The organism is Mesorhizobium sp. M0152 (assembly GCF_040322415.1).
GTDB lineage: Bacteria > Pseudomonadota > Alphaproteobacteria > Rhizobiales > Rhizobiaceae > Mesorhizobium.
Genome location: NZ_JAMYTH010000062.1, coordinates 1 through 21,747 on the forward strand (window position 1 = coordinate 1; position 21,747 = coordinate 21,747).

Sequence of the window (21,747 nt, forward strand, 5' to 3'; positions counted from 1 at the left end):
TCGAGGAGCCACTCTCGCGCTGGTACTCCTTGAGATCCTGATCCAGCAACGGATCGTCAAGCCGAGCAGCAAATCCCGGCTTGTTGTTTTTAACGAGCCAATGACCAAAGCCGGAAAGAGAATTTGCGTAGCGCGTGACCGTGCGCCGGCTGGCCCCCGCGTAAGCTGACCTCAGCCCTTCGACAACGGTCGCATCGTTGGAATAAAGAGGACCCTTGTCGTGACCGGAGACCACTATTGGAGGATCTGGCTGCACCGCCGCCGGCACAGAACGAGCATGGTCACGCAACTCGACCCGTGCGGGGGGATTCAGATCAACCACTGACGAATCCGGCGCATGATGATGGCGCGCCGTTGAGTGACCCGGCTGCAGCACCGAGGCACCTGGCATCGACCCACTGCCTCCGGTATGCAGTGCCGCGGCGTGTTCTTGTCCGCTCCCTTGCATCATGGGCTGCGCTTCCCATGGCAATGCACCCACTTGATGGGTGGGGGCCTGCATCAGCACGCGAGCGCCTGAATTGCCGATCTCGCTCAGCTGCTTAGCTTTCCCAGGGAGATACTCTGGCCGACCCAATGCCTTCTGCGGCCCGCTGTGCTGCGCAGCGGCGTCCCCAATGGCACGAGCCTCCATGCCGACTACGTCTTCCCGACGAGCAGCAAGGGCAATTTTTTCGCGCCCGGGTGCGGACTTCCGGAGATGAGCTAGTGCAGCCATCCTCCGGTCACCACTGGAGTCCTTATAGCGTTTGGCATCTTCATCCAGCGACCCCTCGTGAAGCCGAGCCGCAATCCCCGGCTTTTTGTTTTCAACCAGGTATTGACTGAAACGTCTAAGAGCAGATCCATAGGCCTCAATGGTTTTGGGATTCAGCCCGGTCGCAGGCGCTTCTTTGTGCTCTTTGATGAGAGCCGCTGTGTACTCTTTGATGAGCACGGCGTCGGCAGGGTCGGGATTCAGGGCAGGGCGGTCCCTCACTGGCGCTCCGCCCGCCCACGTCTTGAGACGACCCAGTGCCACAGCCACATTCGAGGAGCCACTCTCGCGCTGGTACTCCTTGAGATCCTGATCCAGCAACGGATCGTCAAGCCGAGCAGCAAATCCCGGCTTGTTATTAGCAAAGAGCCAACGACCAAAGCCGAGAAGAGAATTTACATGGTCCGTGACCGTGCGCTCCTTGGCCTTACCCGCGTAGGCTGACCTCAGCCCTTCGACAACGGTCGCATCGTTGGAATAGAGAGGACGCTTGCAGCCGCGACCGTCGGAGACCACTATTGGAGGATCTGGCTGCACCGCCGCCGGCACAGAACGAGCATGGTCACGCAACTCGAACGGTGCGGGGGGATTCAGATCAACCACTGACGAATCCGGCGCATGATGATGGCGCGCCGTTGAGTGACCCGGCTGCAGCACCGAGGCACCCAGCATCGACCCACTGCCTCCGGCGTACGGCGCCGCGGCGTGTTCTTGTCCGCTCCCTTGCATCATGGGCTGCGCTTCCCATGGGGGCGCGCCTTCGATGAGGCTCAGGTCTCCCTGAGACGGATGAGGATGGAACGGGTCTGGCAGAGCCGGAACGCCGGGGGCGGGAATTTGGGCAGCGGCTCGGCGCGCCTCCCCCAAGCGCTGCTCAAAGCCCTCTTGCCCGGCCTGTGCCGCTTGCTCTTGAGATGCCGGGGGCTGCACCTGCCGCCAACCTGTTACATTGGATAGGTCAAATTTGTGCCGGTTCACGCTAGCCTCACGTCCACAGATCAGCTGAGCAACCTACTCGGGCATACTTACGAGAAGCTGACGAGGTCCGCGGTCCCGGAGCGGGTAGGCCTAATTTTCTGCGCGCCGATTGCGCTGGCGCGACGTAGCCCGGCCTTTTGCCAGCTCGGCAGCTACGGCTCGCAAAGAGCGTCGTAAGGCTTGCGGAGCCGCCCCTCAGCTCCCGTCGAGGAGCAATCCACAATTCACATATTTCGGGATGGCTCGCTGGTTTACCGGTGTCGCTTTTACTTCCCGATTTCAAACAGGGAAAAGTCAGGTGTTGTTTAGGTTTTGGCGCTACGACAGCCCCGATTTCCGCTAACGATTTCATTGGTCGCTCATTTGCCGAACCGATTACACAACCGAAAAGCAACTCCTTCCCCATCTCTCTCCGATGAAGCATGGTCCGCGGCACGTCGTGTAGCCCGCGAGCTGGATAAGATCCTCGATGGTGCGGGGCCCCGTCAGGCGCCAATCGGGCGGGCCGCCGCGGAGCTGCGCCTGTCGACCCGCCAGATCTACAATCTGCTGGCGCGCTACCGCATCGACCGGACCGTGAAGACGCTGCGAGAGAAGTGGCTCGTGCTGGAGGCTCCGCCGCTCGCTCCCGTCGTGGCCGAGGTCCGGGCTCGCTGCTAGAAGGCCGGCCTGGCCACTCCATCCTATCTCACCGTCGCGCGTCGCATACCCTCGCTGTTCAGCCCCGAGGAGATCGCGAGGAAAAGATCAGCGAACCCGAAGCATCTTCAACGGCTCAAGGCGCGGCCGGGTTACATCCATGCCACGCACCCGCTGGATGTCTGCCAGATCGATCACACGCCCACCGACATCAACTTCGTTGAGGTCGTCGACGGTGGTGGAACCTTCATCGCCGCGCATATCTTACGATCGTTAGCGACGTGGCGACGCGCTGCATTCTCGGCTTCTGCCTCACCCTTGAGAAGCCATCGGCGCTGTCGGTTGCGCTCTGCCTCGCGCAGGCCATGTGTCCAAAGGAGGCATGGTTGGCCACGCTCGACATCGAGCACGGGTGGCCGATGTTCGGTCGACCGCGGATGCTTGTGACCGACTCCGCCAAGGAATTCAAAGGACATGCCTTCCAGCGTGGGTGCGAGGACTACGGCATTCGCATCCGCTACCGGGATCGCGGGCGCGTCCATCAGGGTGGCGTGGTCGAAAGGCTGCTCGGGAAGCTCAATGCCGTTCTCGCGACGCAGCCCGGCTCGACAGGCAGATCCGTGGCGGACCGCGACGAATATCCCGCAGAGCGACGAGCCCGTCTAAGCTTCGCCGCTCTCGAGCGATGTCTCGCACTCGCGGTGATCGATCACAACCTGCAGGAAAACGCGAAGACGCTGAAAGTGTCGGCCAGAGAGTGGGAGCGCCGGGCGCGCAATCTCCCGCGCTTCGACGATGATGCCATGCGGGTTCCTGCTGGCATTCATGCCCGGGAGGGAGCGACGCATCTCGGCGCAGGGCGTCAGCATGTTCGCCCTCGACTACTATTCGCCCTGGCTGGGCGGCCTCGTCCCGCAACGAGACCGCCTGGGATGTCAATGACCACGGAATCGGGACCTTGGTTTTTCGCGCAAAAGGGGGTCAGACTCAATCTCGCTGCATGTGGAGGGTGATGTCGCGCAAGTTTTCGAGAGGGAATCAGCGCGATGGAACAGAGATTTGGGTCGACGAGACTGGCGCCGGCGGGGTTGCTCGTCGAGCATGCCGAAATCAACACGGATTGTGTATTTCTTGACGTGCGCGCTACGGCGCTTTCGGCAACGTGCCCGTGCTGCGGGACGAGTTCACGCCGGACCCAGAGCCGATATATGCGGCAAGCCGCCGATCTGCCCATCGCTGGCCGGCGAGTGGTCTTGCGGGTGACGGTTCGCCGTTTCTGGTGCGACGCCGTTCTTTGCCGCCGCCGCATTTTTGCCGAGCGGTTTGGCGCCGATGTTTTAGCCCCGTTATCGCGGAGAACCGGACGCCTTGAGACCATCGTTCATCACTTAGGACTGGCGCTGGGCGGAAGGCCTGCCGCAGCTTTGCCGATCGCCTGATGGTGCCGGTGAGCAACGATACCCTGTTGCGTATCGTGCGCCGGCGGACTGAACCGCCGCGCGATAAGCTAGCCATCATCGGCATCGACGACTTCGCGTTCCGGCGCGGCCAACGATACGGGACGATTGTCTGCGATCTTGAGCGCCGCAGGCCAGTGACATTGCTGCCTGATCGCGAACAGACGACATCGCAGGCTTGGCTGACGAATCATCCTTCCATTGTGACAGTCGCTCGCGATCGGGGTGGCGGATATGGCGAGGCGATCGCCAAGGCCTTGCCACATGCCGATCAGGTGGCCGACCGCTGGCATCTGATGGAAAACGCCAGCCGCGCTTTCCTTGATGCAGTCAGCAAGTCCATGCGGCATATCCGAAAGGACGGTAGGCAGCACCATCATCGATCCAAAGCTTCTCACCTATGCCGAGCGGCTGCAATATGAAGGATATCTGCGTCGCCAGGAGACAAACGAGGCCATTCTGGAATTGTCGAAGCAGGGTGTGCCGATCAAGCAGATCGTCAAGCGTACCGGACATAGCCGCAAGCTCGTCCGCTGCGTCCTGCGCGGTCAGCGCTCCGACATGTTCCGCGTCCGGCAGAGTTCGCTCGAGGAATGGCTTCCCTGGCTTGACGGCCGCTGGGACCAAGGCGCGCGCAATGCTTCGGCACTCTGGCGCGAAATGCGTAAGAAAGGCTTTCGTGGCCAGATCGGCGTCGTCCCTGAATGGGCGCGGCGCCGACGCCTTGCTGAAAGGGCCGATCAAAGCGCACTTGCCCGCACGCCTTCGGCACGAAGCATCGCCAGGCTCATGACGCTGGCGCGTGACGACCTGTCCAAATCCGACGCTGTACTGATCGCTGCAATCGAGAGCAATGTTCCTGACCTCGTCACCGCGCGAACGCTTGTCGACGACTTTCAGCAGATGATCCGGTCAAAAGCGGTCGCAAAACTGGACGCTTGGCTCGAAGGCGCGAAGGCAAGCCTCATCGGCTCCTTCGCGAACGGGGTCGAATAGGACATCGCCGCGGTCCGCAACGCCATTATCTCTCCGTGGTCGAATGCGCTGGACCAGTGCATCGCTTTCGGATTCACCCAATCCCAGAAGCGCTGCGTCCTCTTCGGCCAACCGGGCGAATATTCAAGCAGCCGGGGAACTGACAGCGGCGCAAAACGCCAAGATTGATCGGGAAGCGCCGGGAGTATCTCTCTTGCGGTCCGCAAGGGAATGCGGTTCACTCCAATTTGTCCAGGCCGCGCAAGCCATGGGGCTCCTTCGCGCCACTCGAATCCATGACTGTTTTGGCGCCGCTGGGAGTTGCGGGCGATAGCCGGGAAGCACGGCCGCGATCGGGGCCGTGCAGCGGTGATGCGACGACGCCTCTCACGTGACAACGGCTACACTTTCGACCGATGCGGGACGACACGCACCGCGGGCCTGGCCAGGACCAAACGACTCGGCAATAGCACGGGTCATGCCGGTCGCACTACCGGCGTGGCAGACGATCTTATCGGCGCACTGGAGCTATCAGAGGATCCCCCACGCCCGGTAGCGTCCCCTGCCCGTGATCTCGCGCAGGCCGAGTTCGGCGACGAGATTAAGCGCCCCCCGCGCCGTCAGCTTCAGGTCCTTTTCGATCATTGCGCTGGAGACGAGCGGCCGCGCAAGAACGAGGTCGACGAGTTGCGGCAGCTTCGAATGTCCCCGCCGGCCGCGCAGGCGGCGCCCCATCTGCTCCCGGGCCAGCATCAGCCGATCGTGTTCCTTCAGCCCGGCGCCGGCCGCTTCAGTGACGCCCTCCAGAAATCCGATCAGGCGCGCCGTCCTGTCGCGGGCGCGCCGCCTTTCGCGCGGAATGGCGCGCAGCCCGGTGTTGAGACAGACGAGGTGAGCGCTCGTTTTCCGGACCTGCCTGAGCATGGCGCCGACGAGCAGGTGTCCGAGCCAGGGCAGATGCTGCAGCGGTTCTTTTGTTTCCCACGCATCCCATAGCAGGGCGGCGCTCAGCACGGGCGGCTGGCCGGTGGTCCGGTTCAACACGGCCCGCCAGTCCGACAGCCGTTCCTCCTCGTCCCAGTCCAGATCGTAGACGAGCGAACTTTTTTCCCCCGTCGGGACCTGTGGCGGTCGCGATACCGGCGCGGCGGCGAGCACGTCGAGCACGTCGCGCGTGCGATCGAGCAACGCATCGATGGCGGCAAATTCGCCGCCGAGGCCATCGTTCAGATCGTCATTGGCCGACCCGTCCGACGCTTCATCGCCGGCGCCCATCGCTGCCGTCGCATGACTCTCCGACGGGAGAGTGTCCGGGATGCTGGCGCCCCGCCCGCGCAATTGTCCCAGGCCATTCGGGCTCAGCGCCCAGTCCGGTCTGTTGGCAACAATCAGCCGCCGTGCCCGCAGCACCGCATGGGCACGGGTGAGTTCGTGGGTCGGCGTGCGGATGTCCATGTGGGTGTCGTGCAGGACCAGATCCTCGACATGGACAAGCTCGCCCTCGAGCCACAGCGCGGCGGCGGCGTCGTGGAAATGCGTGCGCGCGACAAAACCCTCGCGCACTGGACTTTTGGCCAGCCGCTCATCGAGGCGCGCCAAACAATCCTCCGCGGTGACGAGCGGTCCCGCAAGCTCGCGCCACGGGATCGCATCAGCACCGTCAAGGTCAAAAGGGGGTATCCGCATTCGTTCCGGCCTTCACTTTGGTGCTGCCAATTGAAATCCTAAGGTAAAAATCGGCGGGCCCGCTCGTGGGACGCCGCCAGCCTCTCCTGATGCAAAACGGGTGACGTCGTAAGCCATTGATATCGCTTTAGCCGATTCGCCTTGCTGAAGCTATCGCGCTCTTTGCTTCACTCACGGCGGGTCTCCTGGCCGCGTGCTATCACTATCGATAATGACCTCATATCGGGACTGTACAGCACCACGCCCTGGGGCGGTCAGGAGGCTAGAAAACGTTGATTTTCAGTCTCATCGAAGCCGCAGGAGCTACGCAAAGGGCCACTAGAGACGTTTACAAACGATCGTTTGTTGATATCTTCGGTATTTGAACAACCACCCCTTTCCCGTGCTGAGAGACGCCGCAAATGGCCCGTGAAGCGCAAGATCGACGCTCCGGACGACCAAAGGGCCGGCAAATCGGCTACGCGCGCGTGTCCACGGACGAACAAGCGACGGAAGCGCAAGAGATTGAGCTGCGATCGGCCGGTTGTGACGTCCTCGTTCAGGAACATGGATCCGGTGCGTCGAGAGCTCGCCCGGCCCTACTGCGGTTGATGAGCGACATCGGCGCTGGCGATGTCTTGGTCGTCGTGCGTCTCGATCGCCTTGCGCGCTCGGTCAGCCACCTTCTTCAGGTGATCGAGGATCTGACTGAGAAGGGCGCGCATTTCCGATCTCTCCGAGATCCAATCGACACGTCGACGCCACAGGGCATGTTTTCTCTACAGGTACTCGGCGCCGTTGCCCAGCTCGAGCGTGCACTGATTTCGGAGCGAACCAAGGCCGGCATCATCGCTGCACGATCCAAGGGGCGACTGCCAGGCAATCCTGGTATCCGGGAGCGCAGGCCCGAAGCCCTGGCGAAAATGACCGCGATACAAAAGGCGGCTTATGGCCGACGGCTACAATCAACTATGAACCAATGGCTTCCGACGGTCCGCCGGATGCGACCAGACCATAACTGGGACGACATCGCTCGGGTCCTGAAGCAGCGCGGCCTCAACTGGACGCCTGAACGACTGCGGCGGGCAGTGAGGTGGCTCGTCACCGAGCACCTGGCCGATCCACACTGCTAAAGCGGGCGTCTCCTCTGCCTCCCGAAGATCGCCTGATGACTCTTGTGGCAGGGATTTCGCAGTCTAACCCAGACCTGTCGCTTCGCGACATCGCTGGCCAGCTCGAGCGCCTACATGAGCGAACCCCACGAGGAAGCGCAAAATGGTCTGCCTCCTCAGTCAAGAACCTACTCGATCGAGCCCGCCGGCTTGGACTCGTCGCCGAACTACCCGCGAGCTGACCGTCATCCCGCTGCACAACAGTCCAGTTTACAGTCTGTGGCTGACGCTCGACATTCCCGAGCCGCTTGTACGCGGCCCAGGCATCAGCTGGAACAGCGCTGCCGGCCCGCGTCAGCCAAGCCGCTCGATCGGTTTCGGCGAGTGAGTTCCACCACACCATTCCGGCGGTTTCATCGGGCGTCGGTTCCTGGTCGTGTTGGTTTTTCATGCCTTCGATGCTCTCCATAAGACGCTCGTCCCGACAAGCGCTGCAGCCACCGTCCACGGATCGAAACCCGCCCGGCTGATCATGATCCGCGCCCTGGCTTGTCGAGGCTGCGGCGCAACGCATCGCTGATTTCCAGCCGGGATTCGGTGCGCTCAACCTTGCCTGCCGCCTCCAAATCGACGGCAGCGGCTTCAGCTCCGGTTCCGGTCGTCTTCGACGCGTCAAGCTTGGCCCGCAACAAGGCCATCACCATCGGCCAGACCGAGAACTTTCCGACCTTTGCTCGATCTGTCAGGCTGCGCAAATAGCCGCCGGCGCTGTTGATCTGGTCCTGCCGCTGGTAGATCGCGGCAATGGTAACCGCCGCCTGCTGCTCACCCATTGCCGTTCGCGCTTCCTCCCAGGCGCTCGGGCTGACGCCCATGGACGGTCGGGCAACCTCGGCCGCGGCCAGAAATTCACGCCAGTTGCGGATTCCGCCGCCGCCCTTCACCAACCAAAGCATGTTCGGGCAGGCATCCAGCACGATCCCTAGCGGCAGTTCGCGTTTCGGTAGGCTCCGTACGTTGTCGGTGTCCGCAACGCTGCCGCCCGCTTCGTCTCTACTTCCTAAGCCGCTTTGAGATTCAAATTTAGAGTCTGGTTTTGAATTCTGTATGTGGCGCCCATTTTGGGACTCATTGGCGTCCACTTTCTGTGTTTTTACAAATGATTCCAATGCCTCACGCACCTCAGCCCAAAGGCCTTCGAGCTCCTCGGCAATCGCCTCGAGAGTCTGCCTAGGTGCAGTGCGAGGTATCTGACCAACAATCGCCTGGTAGGCCTGCTGAACTCTGCCCCAGTTCGCCGGCACGCCTTCCTCAATGCCGGTGTCGATCATCTTGACGACATCACGTCGGCATATGGTTAGCCGCTCCTTAACGAGACGAAATGCCTTCTTCTCAGATCTGACCGCTTCCGCAAGATCCTTGAACTCCTCAGCGCGCGCCACGATCGGCGAGATGTCAAAGCCATAGGCTTGCTCGATCTCGCCCCCCTGCCCTTTCCGGGCGAAGCGCTTGCCGTTTGGGCTGTCCCGACGGATGATCAATCCACACTCGACCAGAACGGCCAGGTGGCGCCGTAAGGTCGTTGGGGGCATGCCATTGGCGCGGCGGATCAGCTGCTCGTTGGATGGCCATACAACCAGTTCGCTGTCGCCATAAAGCGCCGTGTCCGGATGGAACGATAACAGCGCGTCGAGAATAGCCAAAGCGCGATCAGTGGCGCCCAGAGCGATCCTGGCGTCCTTGATATCTTGGAAGACATGCCATTTGTGGACGGTCGCGTCTTTCGGCACGGCCCTCGCGGTGACTTGGCTTGAAATCATGCCAAGCGTCATTGGCCGCCGCCCAAAGGGCGTCGTCGCAATATTCGTCTCCATTTTCTTTCACCCTCGATTAGGCAAAAGAAACCTGCTCGCCAAAACGACGCCAATGACTCTTGACAGTGATTCGTGGAGATGCGATTCTCAGTCAGCTACTACGGAGAAGGGCTTCCACGACGAAAGTCGCTTGGGGGCCTTTTTCTTTTGCGGTTTCAGTCTCCAGTTGCTGCTTTCTCCGTCTTTCTGAAGGCCTCGTAGAGTCCTTGCAGATTGTCGGAAATCCAAGTTCCAAAGCGGCTGCCATCCGTCTCCTTTACGGCAATTGTGACGGCCTTCCCTGCTCTCTGAACGCTGACGCTAACCGACTTGTCATCCGGAGCCCACGATTGGACGCCGGGTTTCACACTGGCCTTGCGGACGCGCTTTTCCTTCGCGTTCAGGGCCATGAACAACTGCTCAAAGCGTCGGTTACTCTCTAGCCCGCTGAATTCGGGCTCGGAGAGGATTTCATCGACTATGCCCGATTTCTTGGCGACGAGCAGGGATAGCTCTACCCACCGCTCGCGGCCTATAGATGGAGCTGATCCAATTTTGCTTATGACAGATGGCGGGATCCGTGTAGCAACCGACACCATTTTCGAGACGGCGGCGGCATTTGCAGCCAATGCCGACGAGATGACATCTCTGTCGTAATTCAACTCCTCGAGACGCTTTGCGAACATCGCCTTCTCGATAAAACTTAAATTTGCTCGGGCAGAATTCTCCTGGCCCTGAGCAATGACATGAGCCTTGTCGTCGATCTCCTTGATGACCGCCCTAACCTTCCGTTGGAGATCTCGGGCCACCCGGACACGCCGATGCCCAAAGACGATCATGAAGCGGCCTTCGATGCTCGGGTGGGGGCGCACAAGAATGGGGGAATCCTGACCCCTCTGCTGAATCGCTTCCAGCAGTTCCTGATACTGTTCCCTGTCGTCATCCATGCGATCGGAAACGAACGAGCCGTCAATAGCGTCCGGGTCGAGTTCGACTACATGCTCACCTTCAAGGTACGCATCCGCCTGCTTTGCCAACTCATTAACGGAGCGGATCATGGATTTCGAAGCACCGCGAATCGGATAGGCCGCAGTTGAGCTAGATGTCGGCTGGTCGTCTGCCTCCGTCTCTGCGAGGCCGGAAAGAAGATTCTTACGTGCCATCTTGGTCTACCTCTGGATACAACCTAGTCTGTTGAAAGCGCTGCGCAAAAGTCCGTTTTTGTCAGCGGACAAGTCAGCGCCCCCATGCTTTATGTATCAACGTAGCGATTTCTCCGTTTACGACATCGAGTGCATCCATTGCCCGCTCGTATGTGGAACGAGTCATCGCGTTTTTTTCGACTTCGTAGAGGCTCTGCTTGGTAATCCCCGCATCAGAAATCGCCGTGGATTTCAGCATCTGGTTCTTGAGGATGAACTCACCAAAAAGCGTGTGGAGGAACGCTACCATCTGCGCCTGCGGCTGATCTGTCGGCTCGTATCGCGTTATAAGATAGCGATACCACTCCAGGTTCACCTCGGCACCCGCTGCCCGGATTGGCTCCAGAATATTCCCGAGCATCAACAGGAATTGGCCCATTGACATGACATCGAGCATCTGCGGATGGATCGTTATCAACACTGACGTTGCAGCGGTCAACGCTGTAATTGTCAAATAGCCCAGTTGCGGCGGGCAATCGATAACGACGACATCATATAGGGCGTCGACCTCACCCAATGCCGTCGAGATGCGCGTGAAAAACGCCCTTCCCACGTTAGACGTCCTGTCCGTCATCGCCAAAGGCGTGTCGTATTCGAATTCTTGCAGCTCAAGGTTTGCTGGGACGATATCCAGTCCTGGGAAATTTGTTGGCCTGATGATTTCCGAGAGAGAAACCTTCTCGTCGTCGTAGCGGATCGCATCGTAAAGCGATTTCGTTTGGTCGAGTTCTGGCTGGAACCCGTGCAGTGAAGACAGCGACGCCTGGGGATCAAGATCGACAGCCAATACACGGTGTCCCGTCAGAGCGAGATACTGGGCGAGATGAGCTGCTGTCGTTGTCTTGCCGCTACCTCCTTTGAAATTAACCACAGCTAGGATTTGAAGTTTCTCGCCCGACCGACGATGGGGAACATACATGCGGGCGTCGGAGCGCCCGTGTTGGTCAAGGTATTGGCGTAGCTCGATCATCTGCCCAGCCGTGTAGGAGCGTCTGCCAGAAGACGAGGTTTCAGGTACTGGGCCTTTGCCCTCTAGATGTAGTTTTTTCAGATGGCTCTGAGAAACACCGAGATACGTCGCTACCTCCGCTAACGAAAAAGAACGCAAATTCTTCTTGGCGTGGGGAGGAAAACGCTGCATCGAGAGAAGGTGCAGCTTCTTTGATATCTGATCCCCTTGTTCGAGGATGCGTTTCTCGAACAGCAATGGAGTTTTCGCGGGAACGGGCGAACTCACGTTCATTCGATCAAGACTCTCTAAAAACGATTTTTGGCGGAATGTGGCCAAGCAACCGTCATTATGTCCGATTCGTTCGTACCGGCAAGAAGTTTTAAGTTAACAAGAGGTTAATGCCCTCTGATCGCATGCTGCGCGGCATACCGAATATTATCTGAATCAAGGAATTGAATACGCTAGGCAATTTGCCGATTTTGTCAGCGGACAAGGAACCTCACTTTTGAGGTTGCCCTTTGGCACCAGCAGAAGGCTTCAAATTCAGCCGAGGCCCACGTGCTGGGCATCGCCTAGCAATAGACGTCAGCAAGGCCGGGCGATGTGAGTGAAGACCCTTTCAATGACAAGCGCATAGTGGTCGGCCCGAACTTGTCAGCCACGATGAGCAGTAGTAATTCCACCTCGGCGATTGCCTTGTCCTGGACGATCGAGGTCATGGGGCACGACAAGACCGCAGTAACCGGCGCGGCCATCTCACACCGGGCAATCAGATCAACAGCAAAAGCGGCTCTCTCAGAAATCCGCGGAGCGGGCCTGAAACGAGTAATGTCTGGGCGGACTAATACTCATCGCAGTGTTTCGGGCGAGGGTCGAGGCGCAGGCTAGGCCGCGACTAACGCTTTGAGAAGACCTGAGCGGGTCAGCGACGGAGTGAAATGCTACAAAGGCGCTGTGTGCCAGATGGGGCGGGTCGTAAGGGGACAGAGAGTCGGGCGAAGAGCTTATCAGCCAAGTTGGACCAGCGTTTTCGCAAGGATATGAAGTGGCACTGCCTCGACGTCATGTTTCAGCGGAAAGCGCTCTGCTCCCGGATAGACAACGAGGCGACGGATAGGATCTACGTCCTCGCACGCCAGATGAAAGCCCTTCTCCACTTTTGGCGTCAGGCTGCGCTTGATTTCGATCGCCCATGGACGGCTGCCTGGAGGGGTCAAGAGGAGGTCGATCTCGGCGCCGGCGGATGTGCGATAGAAGTTAGCTGCTGTGCCGGATGGTGCGACCGCAATCAACGTCTCAATAACAAAACCTTCCCAGCTGGCGCCGGCCACGGGATGAGCGAGAACGTCCTCAAGGGTTGTCAGTCCAAGCAGCGTATGTGCAATGCCGCTGTCGCGCACGTAAACCCGCGGCGACTTGACCAGACGTTTTCCGACATTTGCATGCCACGGCTCGAGCCTTCGCACCAGCAGCAGATCGACTAGCAGGTCGAGGTACGAGGCAATTGTCTTGCCATCGACTCCGAGGGCCCGGGCAAAGTCGGCAGCGTTGAGGAGCCCTGATTGATGATGTGCCAGCATGGTCCAGAAGCGGCGCAGCGTTTCGGCGGGAATGCGAGGCCCGAGCAGCGGGATATCGCGCTCGAGGTAGGTGCGGATGAAGTCCTGCCGCCACCGCTGACTGGCGCGGTCGCTCGCCGCCAGAAGGCTGTCGGGAAAGCCGCCGCGCACCCACAAGGGGTTCAATTGTTCGGCCGGCACCTCCAGTCCGTCAATCGGATGCATCTCAAGATAGGCAATGCGGCCAGCGAGCGTCTCCCCAGTCTGCCTGAGGAGATCGATGGAAGCGGACCCGAGCAGCAGAAAGCGCCCTGTCTTCTTGCCGCTGCGGCGACCGCGGTCAATCAAGCCACGAAGATTCTGGAATAGGTTTGGAAGCCGATGGACCTCATCGAGGATCACCAACTCGCCCTCATGTTCGGCAAGGTAGAGCTCCGGCTCCGCAAGCTTGGCTCTGTCCGCATCGGACTCGAGATCGAGATAGATCGACGGCCGTGTCTGGGCTATCTCGAGCGCGAGTGTAGTCTTGCCGACTTGGCGCGGCCCAATCAGTGCCACCGCAGGGATAGTGTCCATCAGTTCGGCGAGTTGCGTTTCGATGCGGCGCTTGATCATCCTCGCAATTATGGAGTGCAATTCCTGATTTGCAAGGACGGACGCCGAAATTGGTCAGCGAAATTGAGCTATTGGCACGCAACGCCCAAGTTTGGGAGAGGTATGCCAGATTGGCAGGGGCGGGGACTTCGTCCTCTATAATCCCGACGCCTTGGTGAGGTTGATTCGAAACCGGTCGCGCCGCCGCTGATATCTGCGGGTCATCTCAGCGCTTGTGTGGCCGAGTAGCTTCTGCACATAGCGCTCGTCGACCTCGGCCGACGAGGCGAGGCCAGCGCGCAGCGAATGGCCGGAAAACTTTTGGCCGCGTTCGCTTTCCGACAGGTCGCCGCGCACGCCGGCAGCGAGCGCCGCGCGCTTGACCAGGCGCGCCACCTCCTGGTCGTTCAATCGCTCGGCGCCGACAGCCTTGCCCTGGCCGGTGACGCGTCGAAATAGCGGTCCGTGCCCAATCCGTGCCAGTTTCAGCCAGGTCTGCAGGGCGACCATGGGGCAAGTCGCATCGGAGGAGCCACGACCGATCTCGACCTCGCGCCAGCCCGTCTTGCCGCGCAACTTCACCAAAATACCCTTGTCGAAAATCTCGACCCAACCGCGGCCGTCCTCCGTTTGATCCCTGGCAACGTCGAGCCCGACGATTTCCGAGCGCCGCAGGCCGCCGGCAAAGCCTAAAAGCAACATGGCGCGATCACGCAGGCCGCGCAGCGTGCCGCGATCGAGCGTTTCCAGCATGGCCATCAAATCCTCGGGCAGAATGGCTTCCTTCTGCAGGGGAGGGGAGGCGTGGGTGTTGCGGATACCGGCCAGCACGGTGGCAATGTGGCGGTCTTTCCTGTCCAGCGGCTGGCCACGCTGCGTATAGTTCCAGGTCAGCGATGAAAGACGGCGCTCGATGGTCGCCACCGATCTTTTGTCCCGACCAGATCCCGAGGCTTGCGCGGTGATGTAAAGGCCGACAGTCTGAGGATCGGGCGGCAACACCTCGATGTTCTGGCGGCGCGCCCAGGCGCAAAAATGCTTCCAGTCGGCGGCGTAGGCGCGGCGGGTGTTGGTCGAACTCGCCGCCTCGACATAGTCGCGAGCACGGTCGGCAAGCAGATCCAGATGGGCCGGCAGGCGATTTGGCGCGGTCGCCGGCAGGGGAGGGGGTGAGGAGTGGTCGGCGTCGCCGGCGGGAAGCCAACGGTTTGGCTTCCCGAACGAACGATCGCCCGGAGCCATAGCGGAGGGCGTTCCGTCCGAAGCACCGTCGACCGGCGGGCCCATCGCCATGACGAGATCGATGATGTCCGGCAACTGGTTGTCGGGACCGCCGCTGTCGAGACAGTCGCCGGCAATCGGCGCTGACGGCTCGGCCGAGGCCAGTGCGGTCGAAACCGCCTCATCCGGCCCCGTGCTGTGGGACGCTCCGGAGTACTTTCGGGGCGGTTTTTTGGGCTTCTGCTCAACGTTTTGGGCCATTCTTCCTATAAAGACCAAAACGAACGATAAGGCAAGATTATCATTCGTTGCACCGGCGCGACAACCGCAGCGCTTTCTATCCATTTCGGTTGCAAAAAGCGCCGCCGTGATTCATCGTGCTCTCGATGATTCTGCGCCCCCAAACCTCTCCGCGCTACCCGGGCACGCTTGCCGGTGCCCCTTCGACCGTGTCTTTGCCAACGGTGCCGGCCTGGCTGCGCCGCGCCGTCCCCGATGCGCAAGGCCTTGCGAGCAAAGACGTAGAGGATGTGGCGCTCGTTGTCGGCGCTGCCATCGGTGCGCTCGATACGGTGGTCCGCCGGCAGGAGCGGTGGGCCGGCGCCTGGCGGCAGCGGCTGGCGCTTTCGGCGGCCGCGGTAACGGCCAAGCAGGCCGGCCGCGTCGAAGATGAAAGCGCGCTGCGCGACTCCGTGCTGCTCACACGCCCGGGCGATTTTTTGTCCGTCGGTCCCGCCGGATCGATGCTGCTTGCCTGGCGCCGGCTGGCCGGCACGCCTGCCGAGAAGCTGCTGACCGCGGCGAGCATCGGCGCGGTGCTGGATGACCTCGGTCTCCGCCGCGACGACGAGGTAGTCAGCGACCTGGCGGACGATCTTCGACAGCTTTCCGCAGGTATCGGAACGGTTGGCACGCTGACCGGCGCGTTCGCGGCCGCCGCGAGATATGGTTTCGCACGAGCCTTCGGATGCTGGCTCGCCGACGCGCTGCTGGCGCAGCAGCTGGGCTGGGCCCGCGCGGTGCCGCTGCTGGGCGCTGAAGCGGCCTTGGGCGCAAGCGCGCGCCCGCGCCGATCGGCAGCCGACTCTGTCGCGACAGGAATTGAGACAAATCCTGAACGTGCCAAAAGTCTGCTTGCCGCGCAGGCGCGCGCAGCGCTGCGCGCCATTGATCTTTCCGCCGAGCTCGAGCGCCGCGCCGACCGGCTGCTTGCCGTTGCGCCAAAACTCCGGGCTAAGGCGGCGGACGCTGTTGTCAACAAGCTCCTGTCCGACGATGCGATCGTTGCCTCTGAAAAGATCGCCGGCATGAGTGACCGTGGACTGCGCCGCCTGTTCGACCGTCTGGTCGAGCTCGGCGCCGTGCGCGAGCTTTCCGGCCGTCCCACCTTCCGCATTTACGGGCTGTGACGATCATGGCGGAGGGAGCGAGCAGGCGAGGGGGGAGCCGGTCAGATGAACATCGATCGGGCGAACGGCGATCAGCTGACCAGCTGTTTGATCGGGAGCTGGATCACCTGCCGCCGGAGGGCCGCTGGCGGGAATGGATGCATCGCGTCGAGGCAACGATTTTTGCGGCCAGCGAGCCGGTGACGCGCGAAACGCTGGCCCGCATCGTCGGACAGAGCTGCAGCATCGATCTTCTCATCGACGACATCCGCGAAGAACTGCGCGGCCGCCCTTACGACCTGGTCGCGGTCGCTGGCGGCTGGAAACACCTGACGCGGCCGGCCTATGCCGATGCGATACGCAGTGCATTTGGCACGGCCACCGGCGGGAGCGGGCGTGGCGTAGACCTGACGCAGTCGGAGGTGATGGTGCTGATGTGCATTGCCTACTTCCAGCCGATCACACGTGCCGAGCTGTCCTCCTTCTTTGGCAAGGAGATCAGCCGCGACCTGATCGGCAATTTGCGCGGTTTCGGTTTGATCGCCTCCGGTCCACGCAGTCCGACGCCGGGCGCGCCCTATACCTATGTCACGACCAAAGAATTCCTGCTGCAGTTCGGGTTCGACACACTGCGCGATCTCCGCGACATCGAAGCGCTCGAGGATGCCGGACTGCTGTCGAAGGAAAAGCTGCTGGCGGGCGACATCATGCCGGGGTTCGCCGATGACGGCGACCCTGGTGCCGTCATGGACGAATAGTACCCGCGCCAGGACTGCCACCGATCATCAGGGTTGTGGAACTCGGAGCCTGCGGTGACGCTTTGACGTGGTTCGATCACCGGCCACGCGCAGATAGGCCGTCAGCATGTCGGCAAGACCAGCAGCCGGGGCTGGCCAAAGGCCAACCGATAGGTAGCCAGAGACTTTTTTCAGATTCCCGTAGCGCTCCACCTCCCGACTAAACGGAGGGATCAGGACCATGCGCTCGATTTTAGCGTCACCGGGGTCGTGCCAGGACCCGGCGCAATTGCCCGATAATGACAGCTGGTCGCTGATCGGCAGGAAAATCGGGCTTCTTCTTGCTTCTCGCCAGTTCAGATGCCTCGCGGATTCGCTGGATAAATTCAATCACGTCGCGAAAATGCTCGGAGAGGACCCCGAACTCCTGGAGGCGATCGTCTGTAACCACGACAATCTGTCCTACGGCAGTCTCATCAGCGTTTACGACGGCACGGGCGCCCATGCCCGCCGCTCGACTAATGACTGGAAACGATTTCCTCGAAGACTTCGTCAGACCCAGACATCATCGCACGCATCAAAGCGAAATCTCCGCGGTAACAATCGGGCGCTTACACAAGACCACACTGCCGCAAGCTGCTCAGCGCGTTCCAGATGCTGTTCCTGACAGGCCGATTCTCTCGGCAGAATGCTTGCCGAAATATATCCTCCATGCAGGCAGAGCTCCCTCAGGAGACCTATATTCGATTCTATCCCTAAGTATCCGACCTACCCGCACTGGCCCCTACCAGTGTCGGGTTTGTCGAATCCGCGACACGGTGACGTCTGGCTGGCGTGCCGCCGCGCTATCAGTGAAGCCATTGAATAACATCCAGAACAGTTCTCTGGGTCGCTTCCTGTGCGGTTGGCACGACTCTTGATGTTGGTTGTACGGCGGCAAAAGCCGCTAAAGCAGACTGGTTCATCTTATTTGATCTCTAGGAAAGGAGACAGCAATGAAGGTCGATCTGTCAGACTATGGTGTGACTGAATTGACTCCGGAAGAAGCATCCACAATTTCGGGCGGGTGGGCTTTTTTTGCGGCGATAGCTTTCGCGGTGGCGGGATTAATAGGCGTTGTGGCTGCGACTATACTGAATTGGAAGACACACGGTTAGAACATTAGTGTGCAAGCTAAATACCCTTTCTCCTGAAGTTGCCAGCTACACTGCAGAGAGCATTCTCTCCCGACAATCAGGACGATCTTTGATCATCTATCGGCTGATTTTGCTCTCTGTGGTTGCGACGTTGGTGTCGCTGCCACTCATCACCATAGCGGTCTCGGTCCAAAGTGCCGGTATCATTCGCCCCACCGTCGAGAAGACGCCCCTGGTCGCACCCGTCTCCGGACGCATCTCCCGTATCCTTGCCGTTGAGAACGATCTGGTTGCCCAGGAGCAGGAGATTCTCGCCCTCGATGATGAGGTGGTTGAGGAAAAGCTCAGGGCGTATAAAGGCGATATTCGCGCGAAGAGTGATCTTGCCCGTGACCTAGAAACCCTGATCTCCTCCGGCACGAAGGCCAAGGACCCGATCCTCCTGACGGAGTCCGCCAAGGCGGAGCGGGCGCATTTTCTCAACCTGCTGCGGGAGAACCAATATGCCAGGAGTAATGCCGCCGCAGAACTCGACCGCGCTAATCGACTGCTCTCCGCTGGCGCAACGCCCGCAAAGGCCGTTGCCGAGAAGGCTTTCGCCCTCCAGACCATTGAGGTTCAGGGGGAGATCCTTGCCCGGCGCAAATCCGCCGAATGGCACCAGCAGCTCTTCGACCTTAACCTGCGCCTCAAGGAACTCACGGCCGCCGTGCATCAGCTCGAGAAGGAACGGGATCTCACCCACATTCGGGCCCCCGTGTCAGGCGCACTTGAGCAATTCACCGGCCTGGCCCCCGGCAGCTACATCCAGGCCGGGCAAACCGTTGCTTGGGTTTCGCCGGACGACGAACTGGTGGCGGAAATCTACGTCTCCCCCAAAGACATCGGCTTCGTGCGGGAGGGCCAGTCGGTGCGGCTCCAAGTGGATGCATTCAACTACAATCAATGGGGTCTCATCGATGCGACAGTGCTCGGCGTAGCGCAGGACTTCACCCTCCACGACATGAGCCCGGTCTTCAAGGTCCGCTGCGCACTCTCTCGCACCCATCTCGCACTCAAGAACGGGGTCATCGGTCATCTGAAGAAGGGCATGACCGTGCGGGCCCGCTTCCTCGTGGCAGAACGCACTCTTCTGCAACTCCTCTACAATGAGGCCGACGATTGGCTCAATCCCCTCCCGGCGGGCCACTAATCCTTCCTTGTCCAAACAGCCAGCGAGCCGCCATGTCGAGCAAGGTCATCAAGTTCAAGCAGCACGACATCACCGATTGTGGAGCCGCCTGCCTTGCTTCTGTCGCAGCCTTCTATGGTCACAAGCTGCCATTGTCGCGCATCCGCCAGTATGCCTCGACCGACCGCTCCGGCACTACCGTACTGGGCCTCACGGAAGCGGCACGGAAGCTGGGCTTCATCGCCAAGGGGGTGAAGGGCGGCTTCGAGAGCCTGTACAAGATCCCCAAGCCCGCTATCGCGCACGTAATCGTCAAGGAGGTCCTGCACCACTTCGTCGTCATTCAGGCGATCGACGCGAGGTCTGTCACCGTCATGGACCCAACCTATGGCGAAATCCGCAAGCTGCCGCACGAGGAATTCAAGACGCAATGGACTGGCGTCCTGGTGCTCCTGGTTCCAGCAGCCACCTTCAAGCGCGGCGACGAGACCACCTCGCCCCTCGCCCGCTTCGCGCGCCTGCTTGCGCCACACAGGGCGGCGATGGCGCAGGCTCTCGTCGGGGCGCTGGTGACGACGATCCTTGGCCTCTCCACGGCCATTTACGTCCAGAAGATCGTCGATCATGTCATCGGAGCGGGCAACCGCAACCTGCTCAACCTGATGAGCGTTGCCATGCTGCTGATCCTGGTTGCACAGGTCCTGATCAATCTCCTCAGAAACCGGCTCGTCCTGCAAACGGGGCAGAAGATCGATGTTTGCTTGAACCTCGGCTACTACAATCACATCCTGAGCCTACCCCAGAAATTCTTCGACAGCATGCGCATGGGCGAAATCGTCTCCCGCATGAACGACGCCGTGAAGATCAGGAGCTTCCTGAACGTCGTCACGATCAACACGTTCGTCGACGTGCTAATGATTCTATTTTCGTTCGGGCTGATGTGCATCTACTCGTGGGAGATCGCCTTGGTCGTGGCGGTCTCCATCCCATTGTACCTCTCCGTCTATTGGACCATCAACCGGCTGAATAGGAAGCGCCAACGCGCCATTATGGAGAATGTCGCCGACCTGGAGGCGCAACTGGTGGAATCCCTCGGAGCTGTCTCCACGATCAAGACCTCCGGCATGGAGAGCTTCGCCAACTTCCATATTGAGACCCGCTTCGTCAAGATGCTGCACTCCGTCTACAGCTCCGGCCTCATTTCGATCTTTGGAGACAATGCCTCGACTTTCCTTTCGTCTCTATTCACCATCGTGCTGATGTGGTTCGGAACGACGCTTGCCCTCGATCAAACCGTCACGCCGGGCGAATTACTGTCCTGCTATACGTTGCTCGGCTATGTCATCCGGCCAGTTGCTCGCCTGATTGAGACCAATCGGATCGTTCAGGATGCTTTTATCGCGGCGGATCGCCTGTTCGCGATCTTCGACATGGAGCAGGAGACAAGCGGCGGCGGCATTGATGCCACCAAGGCCGACCTTGGTGATATCCGCCTGGAGAACGTCACGTTCCGCCATGGCGCGCAGCCGGAGCTTTTCCGCGATCTTAGCGTCATCTTCCGCCGGGGCGAGATGACGGCCGTGGTGGGGGAAAGCGGCTCGGGCAAGAGCACCCTTGCGGCGCTGCTGCAGAATGTCTACCCGGTTGAGAGTGGACTCGTGCGGATCGGCCCCGATGCCCTTCAGGACCTCTCGACTGTATCCTTGCGCAAGGTTGTCGCTGCGGTACCGCAATCGATCGACGTGTTCTCGGGCTCGGTGATCGAGAACATCGCCCTTGGCGAGTTCGAGCCGGACATCGAGAAGATCCTGCACATCTGCGATCAAATAGGGCTACGAGAGCTGATCGAGCGCTGGCCCGGCGGTCTCCAGACCCATCTGGGCGCGAACGGCGTACGCCTCTCCGGCGGCGAGAAGCAGCAGCTTGCGTTGGCTCGGGTTCTGTACCGGGATCCGGAGATCCTGATCCTCGACGAAGCGACTTCCTCTCTCGACTCGATAGCCGAGGGGTTTGTCCTGCGAATCATTGAAGATCTTCGTCGGGCCGGTAAGACCATAATCGTCATCACTCATCGACTCAGCACCATTCGTGGGGCCGACAAGATCGTGGTCTTCGACAACGGGCAGGTTGTTGAGGAGGGGAGGCACGCTGATCTGCTGAGAGCTGAAGGCGCTTACGCTCGCTTGTGGCGGGCGCAAACGGGATCCAGCTAACCACGATGGTGGGATGTGTTGCAACGTTTTTGTTACTCGCGAGTGGCAAGGGATCCTTCAACCATTTCGGAGGATTGCGATGTTCAAAGGCCGCCAGTTCGACCAATCTGTGATCCTGCTTTGCGTGCGCTGGTACCT

The 21,747-nt window shown here is 60.4% G+C and carries 11 protein-coding genes and 5 pseudogenes; 9 read left to right on the forward strand and 7 right to left on the reverse strand.

Annotated features, from left to right (window positions below):
- A pseudogene (locus NKJ26_RS31240) lies at positions 1-1,429 on the reverse strand (hypothetical protein); the annotation flags it as partial.
- Between the two features lie 669 nt (positions 1,430-2,098).
- Between NKJ26_RS31240 and NKJ26_RS31245 the strand changes: the two are divergent.
- Together NKJ26_RS31245 and NKJ26_RS33695 are read left to right on the forward strand one after the other, a co-directional pair.
- A pseudogene (locus NKJ26_RS31245) lies at positions 2,099-3,307 on the forward strand (transposase family protein); the annotation flags it as partial.
- 113 nt (positions 3,308-3,420) lie between these two features.
- Positions 3,421-4,824 (forward strand): annotated as a pseudogene (locus NKJ26_RS33695) (ISL3 family transposase); the annotation flags it as partial.
- Positions 4,825-5,337: 513 nt separating this feature from the next.
- Here the strand turns inward: NKJ26_RS33695 and NKJ26_RS31265 are convergent.
- Complete coding sequence (locus tag NKJ26_RS31265) at positions 5,338-6,405, reverse strand: RHE_PE00001 family protein (RefSeq protein WP_352607389.1); 1,068 nt, start codon at positions 6,403-6,405, stop codon at positions 5,338-5,340.
- A gap of 488 nt (positions 6,406-6,893) precedes the next feature.
- On the opposite strand from NKJ26_RS31265, the pseudogene NKJ26_RS31270 reads away from it, so the two are divergent.
- Positions 6,894-7,825: pseudogene (locus NKJ26_RS31270) on the forward strand (recombinase family protein).
- A gap of 288 nt (positions 7,826-8,113) precedes the next feature.
- Here NKJ26_RS31270 and repC read toward each other — a convergent pair.
- From repC to NKJ26_RS31295, 5 genes are all read right to left on the reverse strand, one after another.
- Complete coding sequence (gene repC / locus NKJ26_RS31275; RefSeq protein ID WP_352699528.1) at positions 8,114-9,457, reverse strand: plasmid replication protein RepC; 1,344 nt, start codon at positions 9,455-9,457, stop codon at positions 8,114-8,116.
- A gap of 155 nt (positions 9,458-9,612) precedes the next feature.
- The gene (gene repB / locus NKJ26_RS31280) at positions 9,613-10,599 is read right to left on the reverse strand and encodes a plasmid partitioning protein RepB (RefSeq protein ID WP_352699530.1); all 987 of its coding nucleotides are present in this window, start codon (positions 10,597-10,599) and stop codon (positions 9,613-9,615) included.
- Between the two features lie 73 nt (positions 10,600-10,672).
- A complete protein-coding gene (gene repA / locus NKJ26_RS31285; protein ID WP_352699546.1) occupies positions 10,673-11,881 on the reverse strand; it encodes a plasmid partitioning protein RepA in 1,209 nt (402 codons plus the stop codon).
- A gap of 716 nt (positions 11,882-12,597) precedes the next feature.
- A complete protein-coding gene (locus NKJ26_RS31290; RefSeq protein ID WP_352699532.1) occupies positions 12,598-13,764 on the reverse strand; it encodes an ATP-binding protein in 1,167 nt (388 codons plus the stop codon).
- 135 nt (positions 13,765-13,899) lie between these two features.
- On the reverse strand, positions 13,900-15,225 hold the full coding sequence (locus NKJ26_RS31295; protein ID WP_352699534.1) for a site-specific integrase: 1,326 nt from the start codon (positions 15,223-15,225) through the stop codon (positions 13,900-13,902).
- Positions 15,226-15,350: 125 nt separating this feature from the next.
- On the opposite strand from NKJ26_RS31295, the gene NKJ26_RS31300 reads away from it, so the two are divergent.
- The 6 genes and pseudogenes from NKJ26_RS31300 to NKJ26_RS31325 all read left to right on the forward strand — a co-directional run bounded on the left by NKJ26_RS31300 (position 15,351) and on the right by NKJ26_RS31325 (position 21,609).
- The gene (locus NKJ26_RS31300; RefSeq protein WP_352699536.1) at positions 15,351-16,373 is read left to right on the forward strand and encodes a DUF1403 family protein; all 1,023 of its coding nucleotides are present in this window, start codon (positions 15,351-15,353) and stop codon (positions 16,371-16,373) included.
- Positions 16,374-16,378: 5 nt separating this feature from the next.
- Positions 16,379-17,110 (forward strand): SMC-Scp complex subunit ScpB, encoded by a 732-nt coding sequence (gene scpB / locus NKJ26_RS31305; RefSeq protein WP_352699538.1) that lies wholly within the window; start codon positions 16,379-16,381, stop codon positions 17,108-17,110.
- A 382-nt stretch (positions 17,111-17,492) separates the two neighbouring features.
- Positions 17,493-17,689, forward strand: a pseudogene (locus NKJ26_RS31310) (hypothetical protein).
- A gap of 395 nt (positions 17,690-18,084) precedes the next feature.
- Positions 18,085-18,246, forward strand: a complete 162-nt coding sequence (locus tag NKJ26_RS31315; RefSeq protein ID WP_352699540.1) for a hypothetical protein — start codon at positions 18,085-18,087, stop codon at positions 18,244-18,246.
- 88 nt (positions 18,247-18,334) lie between these two features.
- Positions 18,335-19,417: an HlyD family secretion protein gene (locus tag NKJ26_RS31320; protein WP_352699542.1), complete on the forward strand. Its 1,083-nt coding sequence runs from the start codon at positions 18,335-18,337 to the stop codon at positions 19,415-19,417.
- Positions 19,418-19,449: 32 nt separating this feature from the next.
- A complete protein-coding gene (locus tag NKJ26_RS31325; RefSeq protein WP_352699544.1) occupies positions 19,450-21,609 on the forward strand; it encodes a peptidase domain-containing ABC transporter in 2,160 nt (719 codons plus the stop codon).
- Positions 21,610-21,747: the final 138 nt, after the last annotated feature.

Coding starts and splice junctions, on each gene's coding strand:
- NKJ26_RS31315 (WP_352699540.1), top strand. CDS start 18,085: ATGAAGGTCGATCTGTCAGACTATGGTGTGACTGAATTGACTCCGGAA.
- repC (WP_352699528.1), bottom strand. CDS start 9,457: ATGGAGACGAATATTGCGACGACGCCCTTTGGGCGGCGGCCAATGACG.
- NKJ26_RS31295 (WP_352699534.1), bottom strand. CDS start 15,225: ATGGCCCAAAACGTTGAGCAGAAGCCCAAAAAACCGCCCCGAAAGTAC.
- repB (WP_352699530.1), bottom strand. CDS start 10,599: ATGGCACGTAAGAATCTTCTTTCCGGCCTCGCAGAGACGGAGGCAGAC.
- scpB (WP_352699538.1), top strand. CDS start 16,379: ATGGCGGAGGGAGCGAGCAGGCGAGGGGGGAGCCGGTCAGATGAACAT.
- NKJ26_RS31300 (WP_352699536.1), top strand. CDS start 15,351: ATGATTCTGCGCCCCCAAACCTCTCCGCGCTACCCGGGCACGCTTGCC.
- NKJ26_RS31290 (WP_352699532.1), bottom strand. CDS start 13,764: ATGATCAAGCGCCGCATCGAAACGCAACTCGCCGAACTGATGGACACT.
- repA (WP_352699546.1), bottom strand. CDS start 11,881: ATGAACGTGAGTTCGCCCGTTCCCGCGAAAACTCCATTGCTGTTCGAG.
- NKJ26_RS31325 (WP_352699544.1), top strand. CDS start 19,450: ATGTCGAGCAAGGTCATCAAGTTCAAGCAGCACGACATCACCGATTGT.